Origin of the sequence: Halonotius roseus (genome assembly GCF_006861655.1) — an archaeon.
In the GTDB taxonomy this organism is placed as follows: domain Archaea; phylum Halobacteriota; class Halobacteria; order Halobacteriales; family Haloferacaceae; genus Halonotius; species Halonotius roseus.
Genome location: NZ_SESI01000002.1, coordinates 251,128 through 273,321, shown reverse-complemented (window position 1 = coordinate 273,321; position 22,194 = coordinate 251,128). Strand labels below are relative to the sequence as shown.

At 64.3% G+C, this 22,194-nt stretch carries 26 protein-coding genes; 18 read left to right on the top strand and 8 right to left on the bottom strand.

Translation table 11 applies throughout. From position 1 onward, the window contains the following. Positions 1-88: 88 nt before the first annotated feature. Positions 89-1,231 carry a S1C family serine protease gene (locus EWF95_RS07390; protein ID WP_142443435.1) on the top strand — a complete coding sequence of 381 codons (1,143 nt, stop codon included), beginning with the start codon at positions 89-91 and terminating at the stop codon, positions 1,229-1,231. On the opposite strand, the gene EWF95_RS07385 is transcribed toward EWF95_RS07390, so the two are convergent. Then, entirely contained in the window at positions 1,232-1,732 is a 501-nt protein-coding gene (locus EWF95_RS07385) for a bifunctional nuclease family protein (protein ID WP_142443434.1), read from the bottom strand. A 125-nt stretch (positions 1,733-1,857) separates the two neighbouring features. On the opposite strand from EWF95_RS07385, the gene EWF95_RS07380 reads away from it, so the two are divergent. The 5 genes from EWF95_RS07380 to purM are packed head-to-tail and all read left to right on the top strand — an operon-like array spanning position 1,858 to position 6,124. Further along, a complete protein-coding gene (locus tag EWF95_RS07380) occupies positions 1,858-3,558 on the top strand; it encodes a TraB/GumN family protein (RefSeq protein WP_142443433.1) in 1,701 nt (566 codons plus the stop codon). Continuing rightward, on the top strand, positions 3,540-4,205 hold the full coding sequence (locus EWF95_RS07375; protein WP_394348582.1) for a metalloprotease: 666 nt from the start codon (positions 3,540-3,542) through the stop codon (positions 4,203-4,205). The genes EWF95_RS07380 and EWF95_RS07375 overlap by 19 nt, the downstream gene beginning before the upstream one ends. A gap of 57 nt (positions 4,206-4,262) precedes the next feature. Further along, positions 4,263-4,559 (top strand): UPF0175 family protein, encoded by a 297-nt coding sequence (locus tag EWF95_RS07370; protein WP_246055652.1) that lies wholly within the window; start codon positions 4,263-4,265, stop codon positions 4,557-4,559. A gap of 6 nt (positions 4,560-4,565) precedes the next feature. Beyond that, positions 4,566-5,078 (top strand): hypothetical protein, encoded by a 513-nt coding sequence (locus tag EWF95_RS13530; protein ID WP_185911734.1) that lies wholly within the window; start codon positions 4,566-4,568, stop codon positions 5,076-5,078. A 50-nt stretch (positions 5,079-5,128) separates the two neighbouring features. After that, positions 5,129-6,124 carry a phosphoribosylformylglycinamidine cyclo-ligase gene (gene purM, locus EWF95_RS07360; protein ID WP_142443431.1) on the top strand — a complete coding sequence of 332 codons (996 nt, stop codon included), beginning with the start codon at positions 5,129-5,131 and terminating at the stop codon, positions 6,122-6,124. A gap of 42 nt (positions 6,125-6,166) precedes the next feature. Here the strand turns inward: purM and EWF95_RS07355 are convergent, their stop codons facing one another. Continuing rightward, positions 6,167-6,550 carry a hypothetical protein gene (locus EWF95_RS07355; protein WP_142443430.1) on the bottom strand — a complete coding sequence of 128 codons (384 nt, stop codon included), beginning with the start codon at positions 6,548-6,550 and terminating at the stop codon, positions 6,167-6,169. Between the two features lie 254 nt (positions 6,551-6,804). On the opposite strand from EWF95_RS07355, the gene EWF95_RS07350 reads away from it, so the two are divergent. From EWF95_RS07350 to EWF95_RS07325, 6 genes are all read left to right on the top strand, one after another. After that, positions 6,805-7,878: a guanosine monophosphate reductase gene (locus tag EWF95_RS07350; protein ID WP_142443429.1), complete on the top strand. Its 1,074-nt coding sequence runs from the start codon at positions 6,805-6,807 to the stop codon at positions 7,876-7,878. Between the two features lie 97 nt (positions 7,879-7,975). Continuing rightward, positions 7,976-8,665, top strand: a complete 690-nt coding sequence (locus tag EWF95_RS07345) for a nucleotidyltransferase domain-containing protein (protein WP_142443428.1) — start codon at positions 7,976-7,978, stop codon at positions 8,663-8,665. Then, entirely contained in the window at positions 8,652-9,173 is a 522-nt protein-coding gene (locus EWF95_RS07340; protein ID WP_142443427.1) for a hypothetical protein, read from the top strand. The genes EWF95_RS07345 and EWF95_RS07340 overlap by 14 nt, the downstream gene beginning before the upstream one ends. A gap of 57 nt (positions 9,174-9,230) precedes the next feature. After that, positions 9,231-9,590 (top strand): 4-fold beta flower protein, encoded by a 360-nt coding sequence (locus EWF95_RS07335; RefSeq protein WP_142443426.1) that lies wholly within the window; start codon positions 9,231-9,233, stop codon positions 9,588-9,590. Between the two features lie 50 nt (positions 9,591-9,640). Then, positions 9,641-10,708, top strand: a complete 1,068-nt coding sequence (locus EWF95_RS07330) for an mRNA surveillance protein pelota (protein WP_142443425.1) — start codon at positions 9,641-9,643, stop codon at positions 10,706-10,708. Positions 10,709-10,979: 271 nt separating this feature from the next. After that, a complete protein-coding gene (locus tag EWF95_RS07325; RefSeq protein WP_142443424.1) occupies positions 10,980-11,852 on the top strand; it encodes a mechanosensitive ion channel family protein in 873 nt (290 codons plus the stop codon). A gap of 40 nt (positions 11,853-11,892) precedes the next feature. On the opposite strand, the gene EWF95_RS07320 is transcribed toward EWF95_RS07325, so the two are convergent. Together EWF95_RS07320 and EWF95_RS07315 are read right to left on the bottom strand one after the other, a co-directional pair. Continuing rightward, positions 11,893-12,885 carry an ornithine cyclodeaminase family protein gene (locus tag EWF95_RS07320; protein ID WP_142443423.1) on the bottom strand — a complete coding sequence of 331 codons (993 nt, stop codon included), beginning with the start codon at positions 12,883-12,885 and terminating at the stop codon, positions 11,893-11,895. Positions 12,886-12,940: 55 nt separating this feature from the next. Continuing rightward, positions 12,941-13,156 (bottom strand): hypothetical protein, encoded by a 216-nt coding sequence (locus tag EWF95_RS07315; RefSeq protein WP_142443422.1) that lies wholly within the window; start codon positions 13,154-13,156, stop codon positions 12,941-12,943. A 259-nt stretch (positions 13,157-13,415) separates the two neighbouring features. On the opposite strand from EWF95_RS07315, the gene EWF95_RS07310 reads away from it, so the two are divergent. Together EWF95_RS07310 and EWF95_RS07305 are read left to right on the top strand one after the other, a co-directional pair. Then, positions 13,416-14,237: an ABC transporter ATP-binding protein gene (locus tag EWF95_RS07310; protein ID WP_142443421.1), complete on the top strand. Its 822-nt coding sequence runs from the start codon at positions 13,416-13,418 to the stop codon at positions 14,235-14,237. Next, positions 14,238-15,845, top strand: coding sequence for a hypothetical protein (locus EWF95_RS07305; RefSeq protein ID WP_142443420.1), 1,608 nt, complete (start codon positions 14,238-14,240; stop codon positions 15,843-15,845). Positions 15,846-15,861: 16 nt separating this feature from the next. Here the strand turns inward: EWF95_RS07305 and EWF95_RS07300 are convergent, their stop codons facing one another. Both EWF95_RS07300 and EWF95_RS07295 read right to left on the bottom strand, forming a co-directional pair. Next, positions 15,862-16,248, bottom strand: a complete 387-nt coding sequence (locus EWF95_RS07300; RefSeq protein ID WP_142443419.1) for a DUF3054 domain-containing protein — start codon at positions 16,246-16,248, stop codon at positions 15,862-15,864. A gap of 51 nt (positions 16,249-16,299) precedes the next feature. Then, complete coding sequence (locus EWF95_RS07295) at positions 16,300-16,911, bottom strand: class I SAM-dependent methyltransferase (protein WP_142443418.1); 612 nt, start codon at positions 16,909-16,911, stop codon at positions 16,300-16,302. A 61-nt stretch (positions 16,912-16,972) separates the two neighbouring features. Between EWF95_RS07295 and EWF95_RS07290 the strand changes: the two genes are divergently transcribed. After that, positions 16,973-17,635 (top strand): GNAT family N-acetyltransferase, encoded by a 663-nt coding sequence (locus tag EWF95_RS07290; protein ID WP_142443417.1) that lies wholly within the window; start codon positions 16,973-16,975, stop codon positions 17,633-17,635. Positions 17,636-17,691: 56 nt separating this feature from the next. Further along, positions 17,692-18,672, top strand: coding sequence for a flap endonuclease-1 (gene fen, locus EWF95_RS07285; protein ID WP_142443416.1), 981 nt, complete (start codon positions 17,692-17,694; stop codon positions 18,670-18,672). Between the two features lie 141 nt (positions 18,673-18,813). On the opposite strand, the gene EWF95_RS07280 is transcribed toward fen, so the two are convergent. Beyond that, entirely contained in the window at positions 18,814-19,110 is a 297-nt protein-coding gene (locus EWF95_RS07280; RefSeq protein WP_142443415.1) for a hypothetical protein, read from the bottom strand. A gap of 97 nt (positions 19,111-19,207) precedes the next feature. Between EWF95_RS07280 and EWF95_RS07275 the strand changes: the two genes are divergently transcribed. Both EWF95_RS07275 and EWF95_RS07270 read left to right on the top strand, forming a co-directional pair. Next, on the top strand, positions 19,208-19,471 hold the full coding sequence (locus EWF95_RS07275; RefSeq protein WP_142443414.1) for a BolA/IbaG family iron-sulfur metabolism protein: 264 nt from the start codon (positions 19,208-19,210) through the stop codon (positions 19,469-19,471). A gap of 67 nt (positions 19,472-19,538) precedes the next feature. Then, a complete protein-coding gene (locus EWF95_RS07270; RefSeq protein WP_142443413.1) occupies positions 19,539-20,948 on the top strand; it encodes a class II fumarate hydratase in 1,410 nt (469 codons plus the stop codon). A 33-nt stretch (positions 20,949-20,981) separates the two neighbouring features. Here EWF95_RS07270 and glmU read toward each other — a convergent pair whose 3' ends face one another. Continuing rightward, positions 20,982-22,181 carry a bifunctional sugar-1-phosphate nucleotidylyltransferase/acetyltransferase gene (gene glmU, locus EWF95_RS07265; protein WP_142443412.1) on the bottom strand — a complete coding sequence of 400 codons (1,200 nt, stop codon included), beginning with the start codon at positions 22,179-22,181 and terminating at the stop codon, positions 20,982-20,984. Between the last annotated feature and the right edge of the window lie 13 nt (positions 22,182-22,194).

The following is a 22,194-nucleotide window of genomic DNA, read 5'->3' as shown; positions in this document are numbered from 1 at the left end:
ACCGACGCGGGGAATAAGTGTGGTCGTCGCCCGGGGGCTCGCCACCGGTGATCGGACTGTTTTTGCCGGCGGCGACACCTCCCGGCGTATGGAACAGACGCGACGCGCGCTGTTGGCGTCGGTTGCGACGGGCGCGGCCGCGGTGGCCGGCTGTGCGGCCCCCGAATCGACCGACAGCAGTGCCGGCGAGAGTCCCTATACGCGAGTGTACAACGAGGTTCTCCCGTCCGTTGTCGTTGTCCACGTTGCCGAAAACGGTCGCAAGGTCGGGCAGGGATCGGGGTTTGCGATCGATCCGCGGACGATCGTCACTAACCACCATGTCGTCGACCCCGGCTCTGAGGTTACGGTTCGGCTGGCCGACGGCGAGTGGGCCGACGCCAGCGTCGTCGGCTCGGATCGACACAGCGATCTGGCGGTACTTGCGGTCGACTCCTCGGTGTCGGTCTCGGAGACGCTGTCGTTCGTTGCTGAGCCGACGCCGGTCGGCGCGGAGGTCGTCGCCATCGGCGCACCCTTTGGCCTCAGTGAGTCGCTGTCGCGGGGGATCGTCAGCGCGCGCGGCCGCTCCGTCCAGGGGCTCAGCCGGTTTTCGATCCCGGCGGCGATTCAGACCGACACCGAGGTCAACTCCGGGAGTAGCGGCGGCCCGCTGGTCGATCTCGCGGGCGACGTTGCCGGCGTCGTCTTCGCCTCCCAGGGCGGCAACGTCGGCTTCGCGGTCTCGGCGGAGCTGGCAACCCGTGTCATCCCCGAACTCCGCGAAACTGGGAGCTACGACCACTCCTATCTCGGCGTGACGATCATCACCGTTGAACCCCAGATCGCCGACGCCAACGGCCTCGATCGCCCGCGTGGCGTGTTGGTCGTCGAAACGACCGACGGCGGCCCAAGCGACGGCGTGTTGCGACCGAGTCTCACCGACAGCGACGACGCGGACTCCGACGTTGACGACGGTGACAACGAGGAGCCGCCGGCAAACGGCACCGAGCCGACACCGCCATCGCCCGATGAGCCCGCCCCGGAGCAACCCCAATCCGGTTCGCCGGCGATCCCAACCGGTGGCGATGTGATCCTGGCGATCGGCGGCAGCGAGATCGACAACACCGACGAGCTAAGCCGGGTGCTCGCCTTGGAGACTCGCCCCGGCCAGACAGTCCCGATTCGGGTACTGCGGGACGGCGAGGAGATCGTTGTCGACGTGACGCTCGGAACGCTGCCGGACGCGTAGTTACTCGTCGTTGTCGTCGGAAAACAGATCGTCCGGCACCAGCTCGTCGTCGCGGTCGGGTTCCGGCTTTTCGACCTCGATCTCGTCAGGATCGCGCCCGGCGGCATCGAGGATCTCATCGGAGACGGTGATCGGACACTCGCTGCGGACGGCGATGGCGATGGCGTCGCTTGGCCGGGCGTCGAAGGCGAAGGTTTCCGGCTGGCCGTCGACGTACCGCTCGGCGTCGACCTTGGCGTAGAAGGTGCCGTCGGCCAGCTCGTCGATCCGGACGCCGTCGATCGCGCCGCCGAACTCGGTGACCATCTCGACCAACAGATCGTGGGTCAGCGGTCGCTCGAAGGGCTCGCCCGACAGCGAGTGGCGGATCGACTGTGCCTGATCGCTGGTGATGAAGATCGGGAGGTACTCGTCGCGTGCGGTGAGGATGACGGCGGGGACGTTGGTTCCGTCGGGACCGACGCCCATTCCGATCCCCTCGACCGCTGCATCGTGTGACATACCTGCACTTCGGGTGGGATGTATGAATAGCTGTTCCCGGTGTGGCCGATTCGTGGTCGACCACCAAGCAGCCCCACAACCCTGACTCCGACACTGGTAAACCCGCCGGTGGACAAACGCGGCCAATGAGTACCCCCGCGGATCGACCGACCCGAACCGAGCCATCCGACGGCGAGGGGTCGGTATCGGTCATCGGGACCGCCCACGTCTCCCAAGCCAGCGTCGAGGAGGTCGAAACCGCGATCGCCGACGAACAGCCGGATATCGTTGCCGTCGAACTCGATGACGGTCGCTACCGACAACTGAAGGGCCACGAGCCTGACGATCTCAACGCCAGCGATCTCCTGCAGGGCAACACCGTCTTCCAGTTTCTCGCCTACTGGATGCTGTCGTACGTCCAAACACGGCTCGGCGAGCAGTTCGACATCGATCCCGGCGCGGATATGCTGGCCGCGGTCGAAACCGCCGAGGAACACGGGATCGACGTTGCCCTCGTCGACCGCGACATTCAGGAGACGATCCAGCGGTTTTGGGCGCGGATGACGATCACCGAAAAGCTGCGGATGGTCGGCGGCCTCGCCTTCGGCGTCACCGACAGCCGCGTCGTCGGCGTGATGGTCGGCCTCATGGTCGGCCTGGTCGCCGGCCCCGCACTCGCTCTGTTTGGCGGCGCGGTTGGTATCACCGAGGCGGTCTATCTCCGGGCCGCCGCAAGCGGCCTGCTTGGCCTTGCTGCCGCCTTGCTTATCGACCAACTTGCCGGGCTCGCACTTGGTGGCGACCGTCGCCTCATCGCCTCGCTTGGTGGTGGCTGGGCGGTTGCCTCCGTCGTTGCTGCCTCCGGAGTTGCTGACGCCGCTGTCGGCTCGCTGCTCGGCGGATTCGCCGTCACGATTATCGGCAGTCTCACGCTTGGTCTCGTCGGCGGGCTCGCACTCGGGCTGGTCGCTGCTGTGGTGATCGGTCTACTTGGCCCAACCGGCCCCGCTCCGGAGGGCGGCATCGACGAGATGGAGATTGAGGAGCTGACCGACGCCGACGTGGTGACGGTGATGATGGAGGAGTTTCGGCAGTTCAGCCCCGGCGGCGCGGAAGCCCTGATCGACGAGCGCGACGCCTACATCGCCCACCAGTTGGTCGGGCTTCGGGATGCTGGCTACGACGTACTGGCGGTCGTCGGCGCAGGCCACCGTGCGGGGATTGAGGGATATCTCGACGATCCGGCCTCGTTGCCGCCGATGAACACGCTGGTCGGCGAGGAGACTGGCCGCGGGATCCCGTGGGGGAAGATCATCGGGATCGTGCTCTCGGTCGCGTTTGTGAGTTTCTTCGTGCTGTTGGCGATGGCTGGCGTCCAAAACGCCTTCCTGCTGCGCGTGTTCGGTGCGTGGTTCCTGATCAACGCGGTTTTCGCCGCCGGATTTGCCAAGCTAGCTGGCGCGCGGTGGTCGTCGGCCGGCGTCGGCGGCGCGGTCGCGTGGATGACTTCGATCAACCCCGCCCTCGCCCCGGGCTGGTTCGCCGGCTACGTCGAGCTTCGGCATCTGACGGTCAACGTCGGCGACATCGGGACGCTCAATGATCTGCTGTCCGACGAGACGAAACCGATCGGCGAGATCATCGGTGAGATGTTTGATGTCCCGTTGTTCAAGCTGATCATGGTCGTCGCCCTGACGAACGTCGGCAGCATCGTCGCCAGCGCGCTGTTCGTGAGCTACATTCTTCCCCTGCTTGGCACCGAACTCGGCGGCGTCGATGGGATCTCACAGCTCATGCTCGACGGCGCGCGCAACAGCGCGGAGCTGATCTGGAGGACGATCACGTGAGTACTGCCTACCAGATCGGCGACTACGAGTTCAGCAGCCGTGAGGTGCGTGATCTGTTGATCGCCTGGGCCGCGTTGGGGCTGGCCTTCACGATCTTTTTCGCCGGCGGCGGGCCAAACGTCCTCGCGCTCGGGCCCGGAATCGTGGTGCTGCTCGGCGTGAGCCTGTTGACTGCGGGTGTCGCCTTCCTGCTGCATGAACTCGCGCATAAGGTGGTCGCCGTCAACTACGGCCAGATCGCGGAGTTCCGGGCCGACTACAACATGCTGTTTCTGGCGGTCATGAGCGCGTTGCTCGGGTTCATTTTTGCGGCTCCTGGTGCGGTACACCATCGCGGCTACCTGAACGCGAAAGAGCACGGCCACATCGCTATCGCCGGCCCGGTGATGAACCTCGCGTTGGCGGCGGTCTTCCTCCCGGTGTATCTTGGCGGCGTCGGATTGAATCTGGGGCTGCTCGTCTTGCTCGGACAACTCGGGATCATCGTCAACCTATTTCTGGCGGCGTTCAATCTCGTGCCGTTTGGCCCGCTTGACGGGAAGACCGTCATCGCGTGGAGCAAACCGGTCTGGGGCGGGACGTTCCTGCTCAGTGTCGGGCTAACGTTCCTCGCGGTCACTCGAATAGGTCTGAGCTTTGCTGTCTGAGATGCCATGGTACTGTCGGCCACACGGTTTTATACATTGCTCTCGAAGTGCCTGTAGGTGACTCCCGTGTCGAACATCGACGACGACATCACGACGCTCCGCGAGTCGGGCGGGTACGCCTCGGAAGAAGCTGTCTTGGAGGACGCCGTTCGGGCACTACTTGCGAAGCGACCCGAACTACGAACCGAGTTGGCGGTCACGAAATACCGCAACAGTGAGGTGAGTCTCAACCGCGCGGCCGAACTCGCCGGGGTGGCTCCCGCCGAATTCAAAGAAACGCTCTCTGAGCGCGGGATCACACGCACAGCCGGCTTTCTCTCCGACGCGGAGCGTGAGGCTGCACGCCGTCGCTAAGCACCGATGACGCTCGTCGATAACAACGTGTTGAGTTCGCTGGCGAAGATCGAACGGCTTGAGCTTCTTGATGCCGTTTTTGATGAGGTGGCAACGACGCCTGCCGTACTCGACGAACTCCACAGCGATTCAGTTGCCGGCTACGCGTTCGTTGATCGGATCGACGAGCTAAAATCGTACAACGGCGGCTGGCTTCAAATTCGCTCCCCGACGGAGGCCGAGCTGGAACTGACTGACGACATCGTCGATGAAAGCCTCTCCTATACGGATGCTGAGTGTCTCGCCATTGCCGAACAGCGTGCTGAACGGCTGTTGACTGACGATACGCATCTCGGTACAACTGCTGTCCAACGGGATGTCACGGCCGTATGGGATCTTCCGTTATTCCTCGAAACGTGTGTCACTGAGGGCTTTATCGACACACAGGCGGAGCTGTCAGCACTGCTTTCGGATCTCCGAACTGAGGATCACTATCGGTTCACACAGGCGGATACCGATCGACTGTACGACAGCCTGTGATCAACCGCCGAATCACCGTGTTTTTGTGTTCGCTGCCCGCGCTGTGAGGTATGACTGACGACGCGGACGACGAACTCACCTACGCCGACGCGGGCGTCGATATCGAAGCCAGCGAGTCGGCGACGGCCGCGCTGATCGACGCGGTCGGCGACAGCGAGGGTGATTACGCCGGCCTGCTCGACATCGGCGACCGATATCTCGCCTTGGCGACTGACGGCGTCGGCACGAAACTCCTCGTCGCCGAAGCCATCGGCGACTACTCGACAGTTGGCATCGACTGCATCGCGATGAACGTCAACGACCTCGTCGCCGCCGGCGTCCGGCCGGTCGCCTTCGTCGACTATCTCGCGATCGACGAGCCCGACGACGACTTCGCCGAACAGATCGGCGAGGGGCTGGCCGCCGGAGCCGACCAGGCTGACATTGAACTTGTCGGCGGCGAAACCGCGGTGATGCCCGAAGTCGTCAAGGGCCTCGATCTCGCGGGGGCCTGCGTCGGACTTGCCGACAAGGACGGCCTCTTCGACGGCGCGGCCGAGCCGGGCGACACGCTCGTCGGCTGGGCATCCTCGGGGATTCACTCCAACGGGCTCACGCTGGCGCGAACGGCGACGACCCGCGACCATGAGTACACTGACGCCTGTCCGTTCGAGGGCTATGACACCATCGGCGAGGCCCTGTTGGAGCCGACCCGAATTTACACCGACTTGTTGACGCCGATGCGCGCCCACGGCGTTCGCGGCGCGGCCCACATCACCGGCGGCGGCTGGGGGAACCTCCAGCGACTCGGCGAGCACCGCTACGTCATCGACGACCCCTTCGACGCACAGCCAGTCTTTGACTTTGTCCAAGAACAGGGCAACGTTTCCGACGCCGAGATGCATACGACGTTCAACATGGGCACCGGCTTCGTCGCTGCCGTCGGCGACAGCGAGGCCGCCGCTGACCTCGCAGCCGCGACTGACGGCCGGGTGATCGGTCACGTCGAAGCGAGCGATGACCACGACGCCGGGGCTGGAGTCTCGATTCGCGGGCTGGATCTGTAACCGGCCAGAACCGGCGATATCGCTCAACCGACTGCCACGACCCTATATGTCTGCTGTCCGGAACAGTTGCCCGACAGCGTACGCGACAGTCGTGAGGACACCCGAGACGGCCAGGCCGGCCGCGAGCGCGAGCAGTCCCACCGAGACGACGTTGACGACGTTGAAAATCGGAATGAGCGGCACGAGTAGATTCAGTGTGTACGCGAAACACGGGCCGAGAGCGAGCAGCCAGCAATCGATGAACGAGCCACCGCGGGCGACGTACCGGGCGAGCGCGAGGAGTGTGAGGACTGCGGCAGCGTTGACAATCGCCGACTGAACGGAGACTGGCGGCTCGGCGTTCCCCACTCGGAGCAGCGTCAACGCCGAGACGATCACGAGAAACAGAAGCCCGGACACTCGTGTGACCGTCAGCGACTCCCGCATACACTATCTCGACCGCCACCTGTGTGATGTGCCTTGTTATCTCACGTAGTACGCACTCACCGACACAGCACCGTCGCTCACGGGGGTTGAGACACACGTCACAGAGCGGGGGTGGTTACACATGGAGTCCCGCAGGTGTGACGTGTGTTCCTTCAAGATACACGCGCCAGCGGCTAAATCATTTGCGCTGCGGCAGCAGCACCCGCGAGCAGTGGGGTTAATACCGTGTCACCCCTGTTTGATGAGGGTTACACATGGAGATCCGCACCGGACTCTCGTACGGAGATGCATTGCTGGTTCCACAGCGCTCGGCTGTCGACAGCCGCAGCGACATCGACCTCACCGCACGGCTGACGCCGTCGCTCACGCTGGATATTCCGCTTGTCAGCGCGGCGATGGACACCGTCACCGAAGCCGACACGGCAGCCGCACTGGCTGACCTCGGCGGACTCGGGGTCATCCACCGTTTCCTCTCGATTGAGGAGCAGGCCGCCGAGGTGCGCGCCGTCGCCGAGGGGGGCGGCCCTGTCGCCGCGGCGGTCGGCATCGACGAGGATTATCTCGACCGCACAGAGGCGATTTTGAATGCTGGCGGCGACGCCGTCGTCCTTGATGTCGCCCACGGCCACATGGAGCGCGCCCTCGACGCGGTCGCGGAGATCCGCGCGGAGTACGATCCCGAGATAATCGCCGGCAACGTCGTCACACCCGATGCTGTCGAGGATCTGTACGACTCGGGCGCGGACTGCGTGAAAGTCGGCGTCGGGCCGGGGTCGCACTGCACGACCCGCGAGGTCGCCGGCGCGGGCTACCCACAGCTCTCGGCGGTCGACAAGTGTGCTGACCGCGCCGACGAACTCGGGATCACGGTCATGGCCGACGGCGGGATTCAGAACTCCGGGGACGCCGCCAAGGCGCTGATGGCCGGCGCGGAGACGGTGATGATGGGCGGCTTCTTCGCCGGCACCGACGAGGCACCCGGCCGCGTCGTCACGCGCAACGGCGAGCGGTTCAAACGCTCTCGCGGGATGGCCTCGACGGCCGCCAACGACGACCGCGAGGACAAAGAGATCGACGTCGACTCCGGCGAGGGCGTCGAGGCGTTGACGCCGTACAAAGGCCCGCTCGTGCCGCTGACCGAGGAGTTCCTCGCGGGGATTCGCTCGGGGCTGAGCTACTGCGGCGGGCATACGATTCCCGAGGCCCGCGAGAACGCGGTGTTCGTGAAAGTCTCCGACGGCGCGAAGGAACGCGAGAGTGCTCACGGCGTGCTCGTGGAGTCCGGTGTGGCGCAGTCGGGCGTCGAACAGATTGCTGAGTCGGACTAAGCGATTCTGACTCCAATTTTGTCGTCGTCGGTTCGAGGCGTGTTTTGAGAGCGGTTTCGAGGACAATATTTAGTGCAATCGAATCCTAAATCGGTTCATGAACCGAAATTCGGTTCAGTCAGATACAGAGTCAAGACTGGAACTTCGTGTTCCGCTGCCGATTCGTAACGCCGACGCCTTCGCACACGACTCGATACCCGATATTCTCGCTATTCTCGTTGACAACCCCGAGCAGACGTTCTCGAACCGCGAACTCCACCGGCTGACCGGCAAGGGCATGTCAAACGTGAACGCAGCCGTTGACTCGCTTGAAGCGTTGGGCGTGATTCAGGTTGATCGCGCCGGACGGTCGAATCAGGTCGGTATCGACACTCGGCAACTCTCTCGGCCCGATGATCCGATTGCGAGCATCCCGCAGTCGGAATACCGCCCTCCGGTGCAGGCTGTCCGCGACCGACTCATCGATGACATCGGCGACGACGCCGGAATCGTGCTGTTCGGCAGCGTCGCTCGCGGCGAGGCCGACCGCGCCAGCGACCTCGATATCTTCGTTGTCGTCGACGACGAGCGCATGGCCGCCCAGCGCGCCGCCCACGCTATTGAGGACGAGATGGCCGACGAGCGGTTCGACGGCGACCGCTACGAACCACACATCGTCGTCGAAACGAGAGACTCAGCGGTGTCTCATGACCGAATCGAGCAGGTGTTCACTGAGGGGATTACGCTCAACGAGGCCGAGGTTCTAAAAGCGATTAGGCAGCAGGTCGCCGGTAATGGGACTGGATGACGTTGTCGACGCGGTGGACTACGTCGAATCGCTGCTGGCCGACGGCGAGACGGGGCCGGTACAGGACTCGCTGTCGTGGCAGCAAACCGACGCCGACATTCAGTTGGGCAAGGCGTGTGCGATGCTCGGGACGTGTCGGCAACTGCGCCAGGGCACGAACAACTACGTGAGCATCGTCGAACTCTCGTTCAACGCTATCGAACGCTCGTTTCAGTTCTATCTCGTCGATCAGACCGCCGCTGAGTCCGCTGATTTCCGCAGCCACGGACAGGTGTTCGAGGAAATCGCAGCGCGCGGCGTCTTTTCGGACACTGACGTACCCGACCGAATCGACGCCTTCCGGTCGACGCATCGGGCGCGAATCTACTACGATCTCGACCGGCCGGGCCGTGATTTAGCGGCCGGTATGCATGAGTTGGCGGAAGCAGCACACGCCTACGTGGTGGCGTTTGCCGATGCGTACCCGCGGTGTAATTGTGACGAGAGAGGTACACAGAACCGTGAGTAGAATCGACAAGTAGAACATTCAAAATATTTATTTGAGATTGACAACATCGTATCGTTTGTGACAACATTCTATAACAAAAGTGGGAAACCAATTGCTTACACAGAAAACAACAAAGATATTTATCTCTTTACTGGAGAGCCAGTTGCTTTCATTAGTAGCAACTCGCTATATTCGTTCTCTGGAACGCACTTAGGTTGGCTAAAGAATGGATGGGTTATTGATCCTCAGGGAGATAGAGCATTTTTCACCGAGAATGCGAGCGGTAGTGGGCCAGCAAAGCCCGCGAAACACGCAAAACCAGCAAAAAGTGCAAAGTCTGCCAAACCCGCAAAAGGAGCCAAAGAAGCTAAGCCGGCTATGCCTGCGCTGTCTTTGTCTTGGTCTTCTATGTCTTCAAAATCGTTTTTTGAGCAGTAATTCGAAAAACAGAACACAAGCGTTGTTACCGCCCCACCTGAACACCCGCTATGCGAATTTCGAGCCGCGGGCAGGGCGAGGCCGGCCGCGAGCGGCTGACGCTCACGCCCGAAACCGTCGACGACCTCTGGCATCTCTCCTACGTCCTCGAACCCGGCGATCTCGTCTCCGGTGACACCACCAGACGCATCCAACGCGACGACGACCAGATGCGCGATACCGGCGGCCAGCGCGAACACATCTCGGTGACCATCGAAGTCTCGGACGTGGAGTTCGCCCGCTTCGCCAACCGGCTGCGCGTCGGCGGCGAGATCACGGGCTGCTCCCGCGAGGATCAACTCGGCCACCACCACACGCTCAACGTCGAGGCTCACGACGAACTGACGATTGAAAAACAGTTCAAGGCCGACCAGATCGAGCGCATCGAGGAGGCCGAACAGGCCGCCGACAGCCCCGATGTCGCCATCGCCACCGTCGAGGAAGGCGAGGCCTACATCCACCTCGTCAAGGAGTACGGCGTCGACGAGTACGCCTCCTTCACCAAACCCACCGGCAAGGGCGAGTACTCCCGCCCGCGCGACGAACTCTTCGCCGAGTTGGGCGACGCCCTCTCGCATCTCGACACCGACGCGATCATCCTCGCCGGCCCTGGCTTCACGAAGCAGGACGCCCGCGACTACATCGAAGAGGAGTACCGCAACCTCGCCGACCTGATCACCGTCGTCGACACCTCCAGCGCGGGCGGCCGGGGCGTCCACGAAGTCCTGAAACGTGGCGCGGTCGAGGAGGTGCAGGACGAAACCCGGATCGCCCGCGAGGCCGAGACCATCGACGAACTCATGGAGCGAATTGCCGACGGCGCGAAAGCGGCCTACGGGATCGACGAAGTACAGGAGGCCGCCGAGTTCGGCGCGGTCGAGGAACTCCTGATACTCGATAATCGCCTGCGGGACGAACGACAGGGCGACGGCGACTGGGACCTCGACATCAACGACGTGATCGAATCGGTCGAACAGCAGGGCGGCGAGATCACCGTCTTCTCATCGGATTTCCAGCCCGGCCAACAGCTCGATAGCTTTGGTGGAATTGCCGCGCTGCTGCGGTATCGCTTGCAGTAATCGGATCTAATCGAGCAGCTTTCTGAGATGGATGGAGGTAGAAAGCCCTCGACGCTCTCGACTCCCGGGACTCGTTGCGCGCTTCGTCGCTCGCTACGCTCGCTCCTGCAGTGCTTACTTCGTCCGGGCTCGTCGAGAGCGTCTCGCCCTTTCAATCCGCCAGGGTGGCGGCTGATCAGCCGGCCGACCCATCTGCTTGGCTGCTCGTATCTCAACACCGCCTACCGATTTACCAGCAAGCCTTAGGTTCCTGGTTACCGGGCGTTGTGGCATGGGCCTCCCGCAGTCAATCAGCAGCCTCCTGCCGAAATATGCCGCCGTCGGCGCGCAGCTAGCCGAGTTGCTCGTCGTTTCGGCCGTCGTCTACATCCTCGGTCGGTATCTGCTGGAGCCGGCTGTCGCGTGGCTGTTCGCCCGCCGCGACCTCGACCCGACGCTCACGCGGGCTCTCCAGAAGACGCTCCACGTGGGCGTCATCGTCGCCACGCTGGCCGTCGGCGCGGCGGCGGCCGGCTTCGGCGGGCTGTTGGGCGGCTCCGCGCTCATCGTCGCCGCGCTGACGCTGGCGGTCGGGTTCGCCGCCCAGGACGTGATCTCGAACTTCGTCGCCGGCGTCTTCATCGTCCAGGATCGTAACTTCACCATCGATGACTGGATCGAGTGGGACGACAAGGCGGGCTTTATCGACGACATCGGCTTTCGCGTGACCCGCGTTCGCACCTTCGACAACGAGACGATCACCGTCCCGAACACGGTGCTGGCGACGACGCCGGTCACCAATCGGATGAGCAACGAGACGCTGCGTATCTCCTACACCGTCGGGATCGGCTACGACGACGATATCGACGAAGCCACGCGAATCCTCCTCGCTGCGGCCGCCGACCACGATGAAATCCTCGACGATCCCGAGCCCTCCGTACGAGTCGCCGAACTCGGCGATTCCGCAGTACTCCTGCAGTCCCGGTTCTGGATCGACAACCCCGACCGCGAGGAGTTTTCGGAGACCCGTTCCGAGTACATTCGCACCGTGAAAGAACGGTTCGACGACACTGGTATCGACCTCAGTACGACGACCCAACACGAACTCTCAGGCGAACTCGCGGTCGACGAGCCACCATCGTCGCGGGCGACCGATCAGGAATAGCGCGGCGACCGAGCAGCATCGCAGCGTCGTTGACGCCGTCTCACCTCCCGGTCAGCGCGTCGCTGGCCGGTGCGAACTCAACTGTCGAGCCGAGGCCCTGCTCGCGGGCGCGCTCGTAGAGCATGCCCGCTGCGGCGACCGTCTCGATGGCCGTCCCGCCGCTGTCGAAGACGGTAATCTCGTCGTCGCTCGTCCGGCCCACAGCGTTGCCGGCGACGACATCACCGAGTTCGGCGTGGATGTGTGATTCGTCGACGACACCCGATTCGACCGCGTGGATGAACGAGCCAGCGTCCTGCATGACGCGGTCGCGGAGATCCGGGACGTAGGTGCTCCGCTCGATGGTCGTTGCGTCGAGTTCGCGCTTCTTCGGGTGGTACTGTCCCATCGCGGTGACGTGGGTGCCGGGGGCCAACTCGTCGCCGTCGAAAACGGGTTCGCTGGCGGTCGTTGCTGTGATGACGATATCCGCGCCGTCGACGGCAGCCGCGCTCGAATCAACGGCTGTGACATCGAGCGTCTCGGTCATTTCATCGGCGAACGCCTCGCGGTGAGCCTCGGTGGGCGAGAACACGTCGACTGCGGTGAGTTCACGCACTGTCGCCGTCGCGCGGAGCTGGCCGCGAGCCTGCGCGCCGGAGCCGATGACGGCGACCGTGTCGGCATCCTCGCGGGCCAGCGCGTCGACGCCGACCGCACCGGTCGCACCGGTTTTGAACGGGTTCATGCTCGCGCCGTCCAGCAGGGCCAGCGGTTCGCCGCTGTCAGCATCGAACAGCGGCGTCATGAACCACGCGTCGCCCGCGCCGAAGCCCGCGCTGTAGGTGTAGCCGCCCATGTAGCCGTCCTCGGGGAGGATCGCGCTGTAGCTCGTCAACATTCCCGGCGGCTCGTCGCCGAACAGCGCGGTTCGCGGCTCGGCGGGCGCGCCCGCGCCGCGCTGGCGGTAGCCGTCGGCGACGCGGGCGACGTACTCCGCGGGCGTCGCCAGGCCGCCGATCTCGTCGCTGGAGAGAAACAGCGTGTCGGTCATGCAACGACCTCTACGCCGCGGGCTGAAAAAGGGTTGACACGGGGTGATTGTCGGGCTATTCGGCGTTTGCTCGCTGGGACGCGTCGGCGGTGTTCGCTGTCGGCCGGGTCGGCATGTTGACGAACAGCGCGTGGCCGATGATGAGCGCGGCAACGCCGGCCCCCGCTGGGATCGCCATGGTGAGATCGAGGCCGGCGATCGAAAGGAGGGAGGTCACGCCGACCAACACCAACGGGATCACACCGAGCACATAGTCGTAGTACTGTGCCATAGCTACCGTACACTACGGTAAAATCACTAATAAATTTCCGTGGTTTTCTCGTGACTTCTTGCTGGCCATACAAAACATTGTCATAACGTATGAGAAAGCAACAGCCGGGAGCACCGTCGTGTGACCCGAACCAGCACATCATAGCGTTTATCAGAAACTCAGCAAAACAGACGCCCATCGACATGTCCGGCCCTCCTCCCTCCGAGCGTCCAGCATCGACGCCTTCGTTGGCAACCACACCGCTCTCCATTGATCAGTCATGAGCAACGATCAGCCGGCGATCACCGCCAGCGAGCTGACCAAAACCTTCGACGACGACGCTGTCGTCGACGGGATCGATCTCACCGTCGACCAGGGATCGGTCTACGGCTTCCTCGGCCCCAACGGCGCGGGCAAGACGACCACGATGCGGATGTTGACGACGCTGACGACGCCGACCAGCGGCGACGCGGCGATCCTCGGTACGTCGGTCGGCGACCGCGACGGCGTCCGCAGCCGCGTCGGCTACCTCCCCGAGGAGCCGCCCGTTTTCGACGAACTCACCGGCCGCGAACAGCTTCGATATTTCGCCCGCCTCCGCGATCTCCCGCCGGAGCCGGCTGCCGATCGGATCGAGACGTGGCTCGACCGCTTCGATCTCACCGATGACGCCGACCGCCGGCTCGACGACTACTCGAAGGGGATGCGCCAGAAGATCGGCCTCATTCAGGCCCTCCTGCATGAACCCGCGGTCGTCTTCCTCGATGAGCCGACAAGCGGGCTCGACCCGCGGGCCGCCCGCACCGTCATCAACGCCATCGACGACCTCACCGACAACGGCCAGACGGTCTTTCTCTCGACGCATATCCTCTCGGTCGTCGAGGAACTCGCCGACACCGTGGGCGTGCTCTACGAGGGCGAGCTCGTCGCCGAGGGCGCGCCGTCGGAGCTGACGGCGGCCGCCGAAGCCGGCGCGGATTCGACGCTGGAGGATGTGTTCCTTTCGGTGACGACCGAATCGTCGACAGCGGCGACCGCCGTCGCCGACAGCAACGCCGGCGAGGTCGCTGGCGAGACCGACGCGGCGGCGACGGAGCGATAGATGTCGGTTTCGTGGGCCCGAACTCGGACGATCGGTCGCACCGAGCTCCGCCGCCGCTGGCGGACGCTGCGGGACAATCCGAGCCAACTGATCGGCATCGTGTTGATGGTGCTGTTTCTCCTCCCTGCGGTGGGTGTGCTTGTCGGCGGTGCGTACTTCGCTGGGGGCGCGCTCACCGGCGAAGTGTCGACGCCGGGTCATTTCGCCAGACGGGTCGCTGTCGGGATCTGGGTTGCCGCCGCCGTCTTCGGTGGGATCCGCGGCTACACGTCGCTGCTCGATCCCGACAACCGCGATGGGCTGTTGACGACGATCTCTCACGGCCAGCTGTTTGCAGGGGTGCTCGCCGCCGAGGCAACGGTGCTTGGTCTCCCGACAGTTCTCGTTCTCGCGCTGGCGGCGGTCGCCTTCGCTGTCGGCGTCGGCTCGGTGGCTGCCGCACCGGTCTTCTTCGTGGCGGCCACGTTGCTGGCGACAACCGGTTTCCTGGCCGGGGTCGGTGCCGCCCTCCTTATCAAAAACGGCGGTGTCCGCTCGCGGCTGCTCTACCGGCTCCGAACCCTCGTTTTCGTCGCCGGCTTTCTGGCGTATTTCGCCGTGCTGTTCTCGAATTCGACAAGCGATGTGCTCGCGCCGCTGCTCGACGTTGTCGCGCCGACACCGATCGGCTGGGTTGGTGAGGCTCCCCTCCTTGTTGCCGGTGTCGAGGCCTCGCTTGTCCGCGTCGCCGGCGGATTTGTCGTCGCCGTCGTCGGTCTCGCCGTCAGCGCGCCCGTGTTGACACGGCTGGCGGGCTGGCTCTGGTATGCCGACGGGCTCGAAACGACCAAATCGACGGCGACGCCGACCGATGCGACCGGCGGTCGGTCGCTCAGTTGGCTCCCCCAGCCGATTGCCGGCGTCGTCGCCGTCGACTGGACGCGGGCCCGCCGGTCGCCGATCTCGCTATCGTATGCGATCTACCCGGTGTTCGTGTTGGTGACGCCGATCATGGAAACCGTCCAGACCGGCAGCGTCGCCGGATCGTTCCCGGTGTTGGTGGCGTTCTGTGGCGTGTGGATCACGGGCGTGTTGTTTACGCTCAATATCGTTGGCAACGAGGGTGCGGTGTTGCCCGCGACAGTGTTGAGCCCCAGCCCGGCTCGCGCACTTGTCGGCGGTCACATCGCCGCGGGCGCGCTCGTCGGCCTTCCCGCGACGGCTCTTGCGGTCGCCGTACTCGGGGTTCTGGGCCCGCAGTCGCTCACGACGGTCGCCACGCTGACCGTCGGGACGGTCGTCGCCGCGGGCTGTGCCGGCCCGATAGCGACGGGGATCGGCGCGGCGTTCCCGCGACACGAGGCCGTCAGCGTCTCCCGAAGCCGGAAGGCAATCATTCCGAGTACGGTCGCGTTCGTCATCTACTCGCTGATCGTTTCTATCGTCGCCCTCCCGCTGTTGCTCACCCACACCGGTTTCATCGCCCACCTCGTTGCCGACACGCTCGGCATCTCGCGGGTCGTCTTCGGCGGCGTTGGGATCGTCATAACGGCGGTGCTTGGCGTCGCCTTCGGCCTGTTTTCGTTCCTCTATGCGCGCCGGACGGTCGAAGGGTATCGAATGGAATAGAAACGGTCGTGGGTTCTCAACCGACGATTTTGAAAAAGAGCCACCGGAAGCCGGCGATCAGCCCGCCGGTGAGCACAAGCGTGATCGCTACGAACGCGACCGCGAGATCGCCGGGGAAAACTGGTGTCGCCCGCAGGCCGAAGCCGATCAACGCGGCGACAACCCACGCCCGAATCCCCAGCGGAATCGCCGCCTTCGCTGACTCGCCGGCTCCCGCCGAGTACGCCCCGATCACGACGGCACCCACGAGCCAGCCGATCACGAACGGCGCGTAGACACCGGGCGCGCGGCCGGGCGTCAGCGTACTGTGCTGTATCATGCCGATTGTCAACACGCCGAGGATCGCCAGCAGATCCCCGACGGCCAGCGGGAGGCCGGCCGTATCGACGCGGTCGTTGAGCATACCCCATCCTTCGACTGGGGGGTAAAACGTTCAGCGATTCGTCCCAACGGCTCAGCGGTTCGTTCCGACCACGGTATACTCGAAGCCGGCGTCGAGCACGTCGACTGAAAAACCGGTGTCCGTGAGCAAGTCGGCGAGATCCGCCGGCGTGTAAAACGTCGATTTCATGCCGATCGCGTGTTCGGCGCGAACCAGTAGCCAGCCCAGCGGGTGGCTCGGATTGAACTCCCGAACGACGAGGACGCCACCCGGACGAATCACGCGATTCGCTTCGGCGACAACCGCTGCTTGCTGTGGCATGTGGTGAAACGCGTCGACGATGATCGCAGCGTCGACCGCGTCGTCGCCGATCGGGAGTCGGCCCGCGTCGCCCTGTACCGCGCCCAGCGGGCCGGGTGGATCGGTGGGTCGCCCCGGCCCGCTCGCTGTTCGGGTTCGCGCACGCGTCAGCATGGGGCGGGAAACGTCGACAACAGTTCGCTCGCCCGCGTCGACCGCGATGCTCGCTCGGCCGGTGCCGCCGCCGAGATCGAGCACGCGGTCGATGTCGCCGTCGGCCCGCGCGAGGGCTGCCGCCAGTGACTGCCGGTCGGCTGCTGGCATCACCCAATCGTAGAGTCGCGCGAACCGGTCGAAAAACCGGCCGTCGCCGACGCCGTGCATACGTCGTCCTCGACGGCCGTCGGCAAAAGCACTCTTGTCGGTGCCGCCGCTACCTCGGTGTATGGAGTTCGCGCTGCTGGGCTGGGCCGAGGCTGATCCCACGCTGCGGCTCGATTACCGACGGTTCAGCTACGCCGGGAAGTTCGTCACCGGCGGGACTGGCGTCGCGGTGATCCGCGGCGACGCTGCAGGGAGCGCGACCGCGGCCGGCGACAGCAGTACCGACGCCGAAAGCGACGACACGGACTCGCTGGCGTCGCTGCCTGACGGCGTCGCCGAGAGCGATTTCGCCGACGATATCCTCGCCGCTATCGCGTTCAGCCCGGATCGAACCGAGCCGTCGACGCTGAAAATTCGGTATCTCACAGTCCGTGACGACCTTCGCGGTGACGGCCAGCAACTCGGGCCGAAACTCGTCGCGTTTCTGACCTCGCGGGCGGCCGCGGCTGGCTACGACCGCATCGCCATCGCGGTCAACAACGCCTTCTCGTATCACGCGCTCTACAAGGCCGGCTTCACGTACACTGATCGGGAGACCGGACTGGCCGAACTCGTTCTCGACCGGCCGATCAGCACGCCGGCCGTGGCGTCCCAATCGGGCTACCAGCGCGGACTTGATGTGTTCCGCGGGCGGACGGGGCTCTCGACGGCTGAAACCGAGTTCCTCGCCGAGCATATCGATGTCACGCCGCCAGCGTTGTTGTCGACTGCTGACGATCAGTAGCTACCTGCTGTAGATCGACTCGGGAGTTTCAAGCCACCGGCGCGCCACTGGCCGGTATGGGAAACGCGGATCTGCGCTCGCTGGCCGCCCTCTCGACGTGTTCCTTCGAGGAGATCGCGGGTAGCACCGTCGCCGTCGACGCCCACAACTGGCTGTATCGGTATCTGACGACGACGGTCAAATGGACTGACGACGCGATCTACACGACTGACGACGGCACCGAGGTCGCCAACCTGATCGGCGTCGTCCAAGGCCTTCCAAAATTCTTCGAACACGATCTGACGCCGATCTTCGTGTTCGACGGCGGCGTCACCGACCTGAAAGACGACGAAGTCGCAAAACGTCGCGAGCAACGCGAGCGGGCCGAAGAACGGCTTGCTGAGGCCGAGGCCGCCGGCGACAGCGTCGAAGCCGCGCGGCTGTCTGCTCGTACTGTTCAACTCACCGAGACGATTCAGGAGACGACCCGCGATCTGCTCGCACTCCTCGACGTGCCCTACATCGACGCGCCTGCTGAGGGCGAGGCCCAAGCGGCCTATATGAACAAGATCGGCGACGCCGACTACGTCGGCAGCGAGGATTACGACACGCTGCTGTTCGGCGCGCCGCGCACGCTGCGAGAGCTGACGAGCAAGGGCGATCCCGAGTTGATGGAGTTGCAGGCGACGCTGGACAATCACGGACTCACCTACGAGCAGTTGGTCGATGTGGCGATGCTCTGTGGCACCGATTTCAACGAGGGGATCAGTGGGATCGGCCCCAAGACCGGCGTGAAGTTGATCAAAGAACACGGCGACCTCTTCGGCGTGCTCGACGCCCGTGGCGCGCATATCGAGTTCGCCGACCGCATTCGGGAGTTGTTCTTCGATCCGCCGGTCACCGACGACTACGAGATCGACAGCGACATTGACCCGGATCTTGACGCCGCTCGCGCCTACGTCACCGAGCAGTGGGAAGTCGACGCCGACGAGGTCGAACGCGGCTTCGAGCGGATCGAGTCGGCGGTCGTCCAGACTGGTCTCGACCGCTGGAGCTAAATTATCATTTTCGCGGGCGGCTATGGTATTGTTTAGAGTAGGTTGATTGGGTTGTGACTATCTCGAAAGCCCCCGGCGGATCGGCCACCGAAAGACTCGCTTGCGCTCGTCTTTCGAGGTTCTGCTCGCTTCGTCGCCGGCCTACGGCCGGCTTCCAGCGGGATCGTAGATCCCGCCCAGCTCGCAGAACTCCCGGGACTCGCTGCGCTCCTCGCTCACTGCGTTCGCTGTGGTGCTTACGTCGGCCGGGTTCGCCGAGACGCCGGCCCCTTTCAGTCCCACCCGTGTCGGCTGGTCAGGCAGCCGCGGTCGGGCGGGACTGAAAGGGGCGACGCGCTGGAGGAAGACGGGCGACGCAAGCACTGCAGGGCCGCAGGCCCGAAGCGCGCAGCGAGCCCCCCGACTCCAGCGCGTCGGGGCTTTCGAAGCGGTTCCCATTTGTCCGTTTATCTGAGCACGACCGTAGCTATACTGCATCCCAAGCTGACGCCCCCGAAGCCCGCGCGTTTTTGTGGGTTGATACCGGGTAGTCGGTATGGACGCCGCCGATATCGAGGCCGCCATCGAAGCCGGGATCGAGGACTGTGAGGCAACCGTCAGCCGTCCCCGTAGCGTCGACGAGGAGTTCGAGGATGCCCATTTCGCCGCCGTCGTCGTCTCGCCCGCGTTCGAAGATCAGAGTCTGGTCGATCAACACCAGCAGGTCTACGACGCCCTTGGCGAGCACATGACGACAGACATCCACGCCATCGAATTGACGACCTACACGCCCGAGGAGTACGAGGAACACGGTGAGTAGCAACGCGAACCGCGACGAGTAGGGGCAATCAGTAGCTTTTACCCCGGATTCACCCGTTGGCTCGGGTATGGCAGACGACTACCGCACGGAGTCCGATAGTCTCGGTGAGATGCAGGTGCCGGCCGACGCCTACTGGGGGGCCCAAACCCAGCGCGCCGTCGAGAACTTCCCCATCTCGGGCATCTCCTTTGGCCGCCGGTTCGTCCGCGCGCTCGGCATCGTGAAGAAGGCCGCGGCGCAGGCCAACCGCGATCTCGACCTCGTCGACGACGAGATCGCTGGCGCAATCGTCGACGCCGCGGACGAAGTCATCGCCGGCGACCACGACGACCAGTTCCCGGTCGACGTGTTCCAGACCGGCTCCGGCACCTCCTCGAATATGAACGCCAACGAGGTCATCGCCAACCGCGCCGCCGAGATCAGGGGTCACGAGATCGGCGACCGCTCCGTCCACCCGAACGATCACGTCAATTACGGCCAGTCGAGTAACGACGTGATTCCGACGGCGATGCACGTCGCCAGCCTGGAAGCCGTCGCCAACGACGTGGTGCCCGCGCTCGAAACGCTGGCTGATGAACTCGCAGCGAAGGAAGACGAGTTCGACAGCGTGGTCAAAACCGGCCGCACCCACCTACAGGACGCGACACCGGTTCGACTCGGCCAGGAGTTCGGTGGCTATCGCACCCAGATCGAGAAAGGAGTCGACCGCGTCGAGAGCGTCCAGGATCACCTCGCCGAACTCGCCCTCGGTGGGACGGCCACCGGCACTGGACTCAACACGCATCCCGAGTTCCCCGAGCGCGCGGCCGACTACATCGCCAAGGAAACCGGCCTGCCGTTCCGTGAGGCCGACAACCACTTCGAGGCCCAGGCCGCCCACGACGCGATGAGCGAGGCCCACGGCGCGCTCCGGACGGTCGCCGGCTCGCTCAACAAGATTGCTAACGACCTCCGGCTGCTGGCCTCCGGCCCGCGCAACGGTCTCGGCGAGATCGAACAGCCCGAAAACCAGCCGGGCTCGTCGATCATGCCCGGCAAGATCAACCCTGTTGTCGCCGAAGCAGTCAATCAACTCCACAAACAGGTCGTCGGCAACGACGCCGCCGTCTCGGCGGGTGCGGCCGAAGGTCAGATCGATCTCAATCTCTACAAACCCATCTTGGCGCATAACTTCCTGCAGTCGGCCGACCTCATCGCCAATGGCTCCGAAGTCTTCGCCGAGCGGTTCGTCGCCAAACTGGAGGCCAACGAGGAGCACTGCGCCGAACAAGTCGAACAGAGCATGGCACTGGCGACCGCGCTCAACCCGGCCATCGGCTACGATAAGGCCAGCAAGGTGGCGAAAAAGGCCCTCGCAGAAGGGAAGACAGTGAAACAAGTCGCCGTCGCGGAAGGGTATCTGACCGAGTCCGAAGCCGACGAGGTACTCGATCCCGAAGCGATGACCCACCGTGTGATTTTGGGCACCGACGAGTAGTTCGGCTACCCTTCTACCGGGTCGCAGTCCCGTTCATTCCCACCGGTCGCGCGTGAGGACTTCCCCCGGTGTCGTCGTCGCTGCGGTTCCCAACACGACGCCAGCGTTGAGACTCGTGTTGATCCCGGTTTTCGCGTTGTCGCCGACGACCACACCGAACTTTCGGCGCCCCGTCGAGACACGGTCGCCTTTGACCGTCATCTCGACCGGTTCGTCGTCGTGCCGGAGGTTGGCAACTGTCGTCCCTGCGCCGAAATTAACGCCGCGGCCGAGGATGCTGTCGCCGACATACGAGAGATGGCCGACCGTGGCATCGCTCAGCAGGACGCTGTTCTTGATCTCGACGGCGTGGCCGACTTTCGCGTTCGCGCCGACGGCGGTCGCCCCGCGGATGTAGGCGTTCGGACCGACGGTCGCGTCCTCGCCGATGTAGGCCGGCCCCTCGATCGTGACGCCGCTTTTGATCGTCGCATCGGATTCGACGACAATGTCGCCCTCGATGGTTGCGTCGTCGCTGACGGTACCGTCGATCCGGGTCGATAGCGACTCCGAGAGCCACTCGGTGGCGGCCAGCAATTCCCACGGCCGACCGACATCCAGCCAGCGGTCGAAGGGGACGGCCGTCACCGTCGTCTCCCCGCAGACAGTTTCGAGTACGTCTGTCAGTTCCAACTCGCCGCGTTCGGAGGTCGACACGTCGAGATACTCTGTCGTCGACGCCGGGAAGACATAGGAGCCGGTGTTGATCAGATTCGACTCGGGGTTGGCTGGCTTTTCAACCACGCCAGTGACGCGGGTGTCGTCGTCCGAATCGAGTTGGAGGACGCCGTAGTTCGAGGGGTTGTCGACGCGGTAGGAACCGACGGCGGGGCCGGACTCGTAGAGTGTCGCCAACGAGTCGTGATCGTAGAGCGCGTCGCCGTTGAGGACGGCGAACTGGGCGTCGTCGAGTTCGGGTGCGGCCGCCCGGACGGCGTCAGCGGTGCCGCGCTGGGCGGTCTGTTCGGCGTATTCGATGTCGACGCCAGCGTGGCTGTCGCCGAAGTGCTCGCGGACTTGGTCGGCCTCGTAGCCAACGACGACGACGAACCGGCTGGCTCCGGCGTCGGCCGCGCGGTCGAGAGTGTGTTCAAGCAGCGGCCTGCCGGCGGCCGGCAACATTGGTTTCGGTGTCGCGTCGGTCAGGGGTCGCATCCGTGTTCCTTGGCCGGCTGCGAGGACGACTGTCTGCATGGCTGCTTCTTCG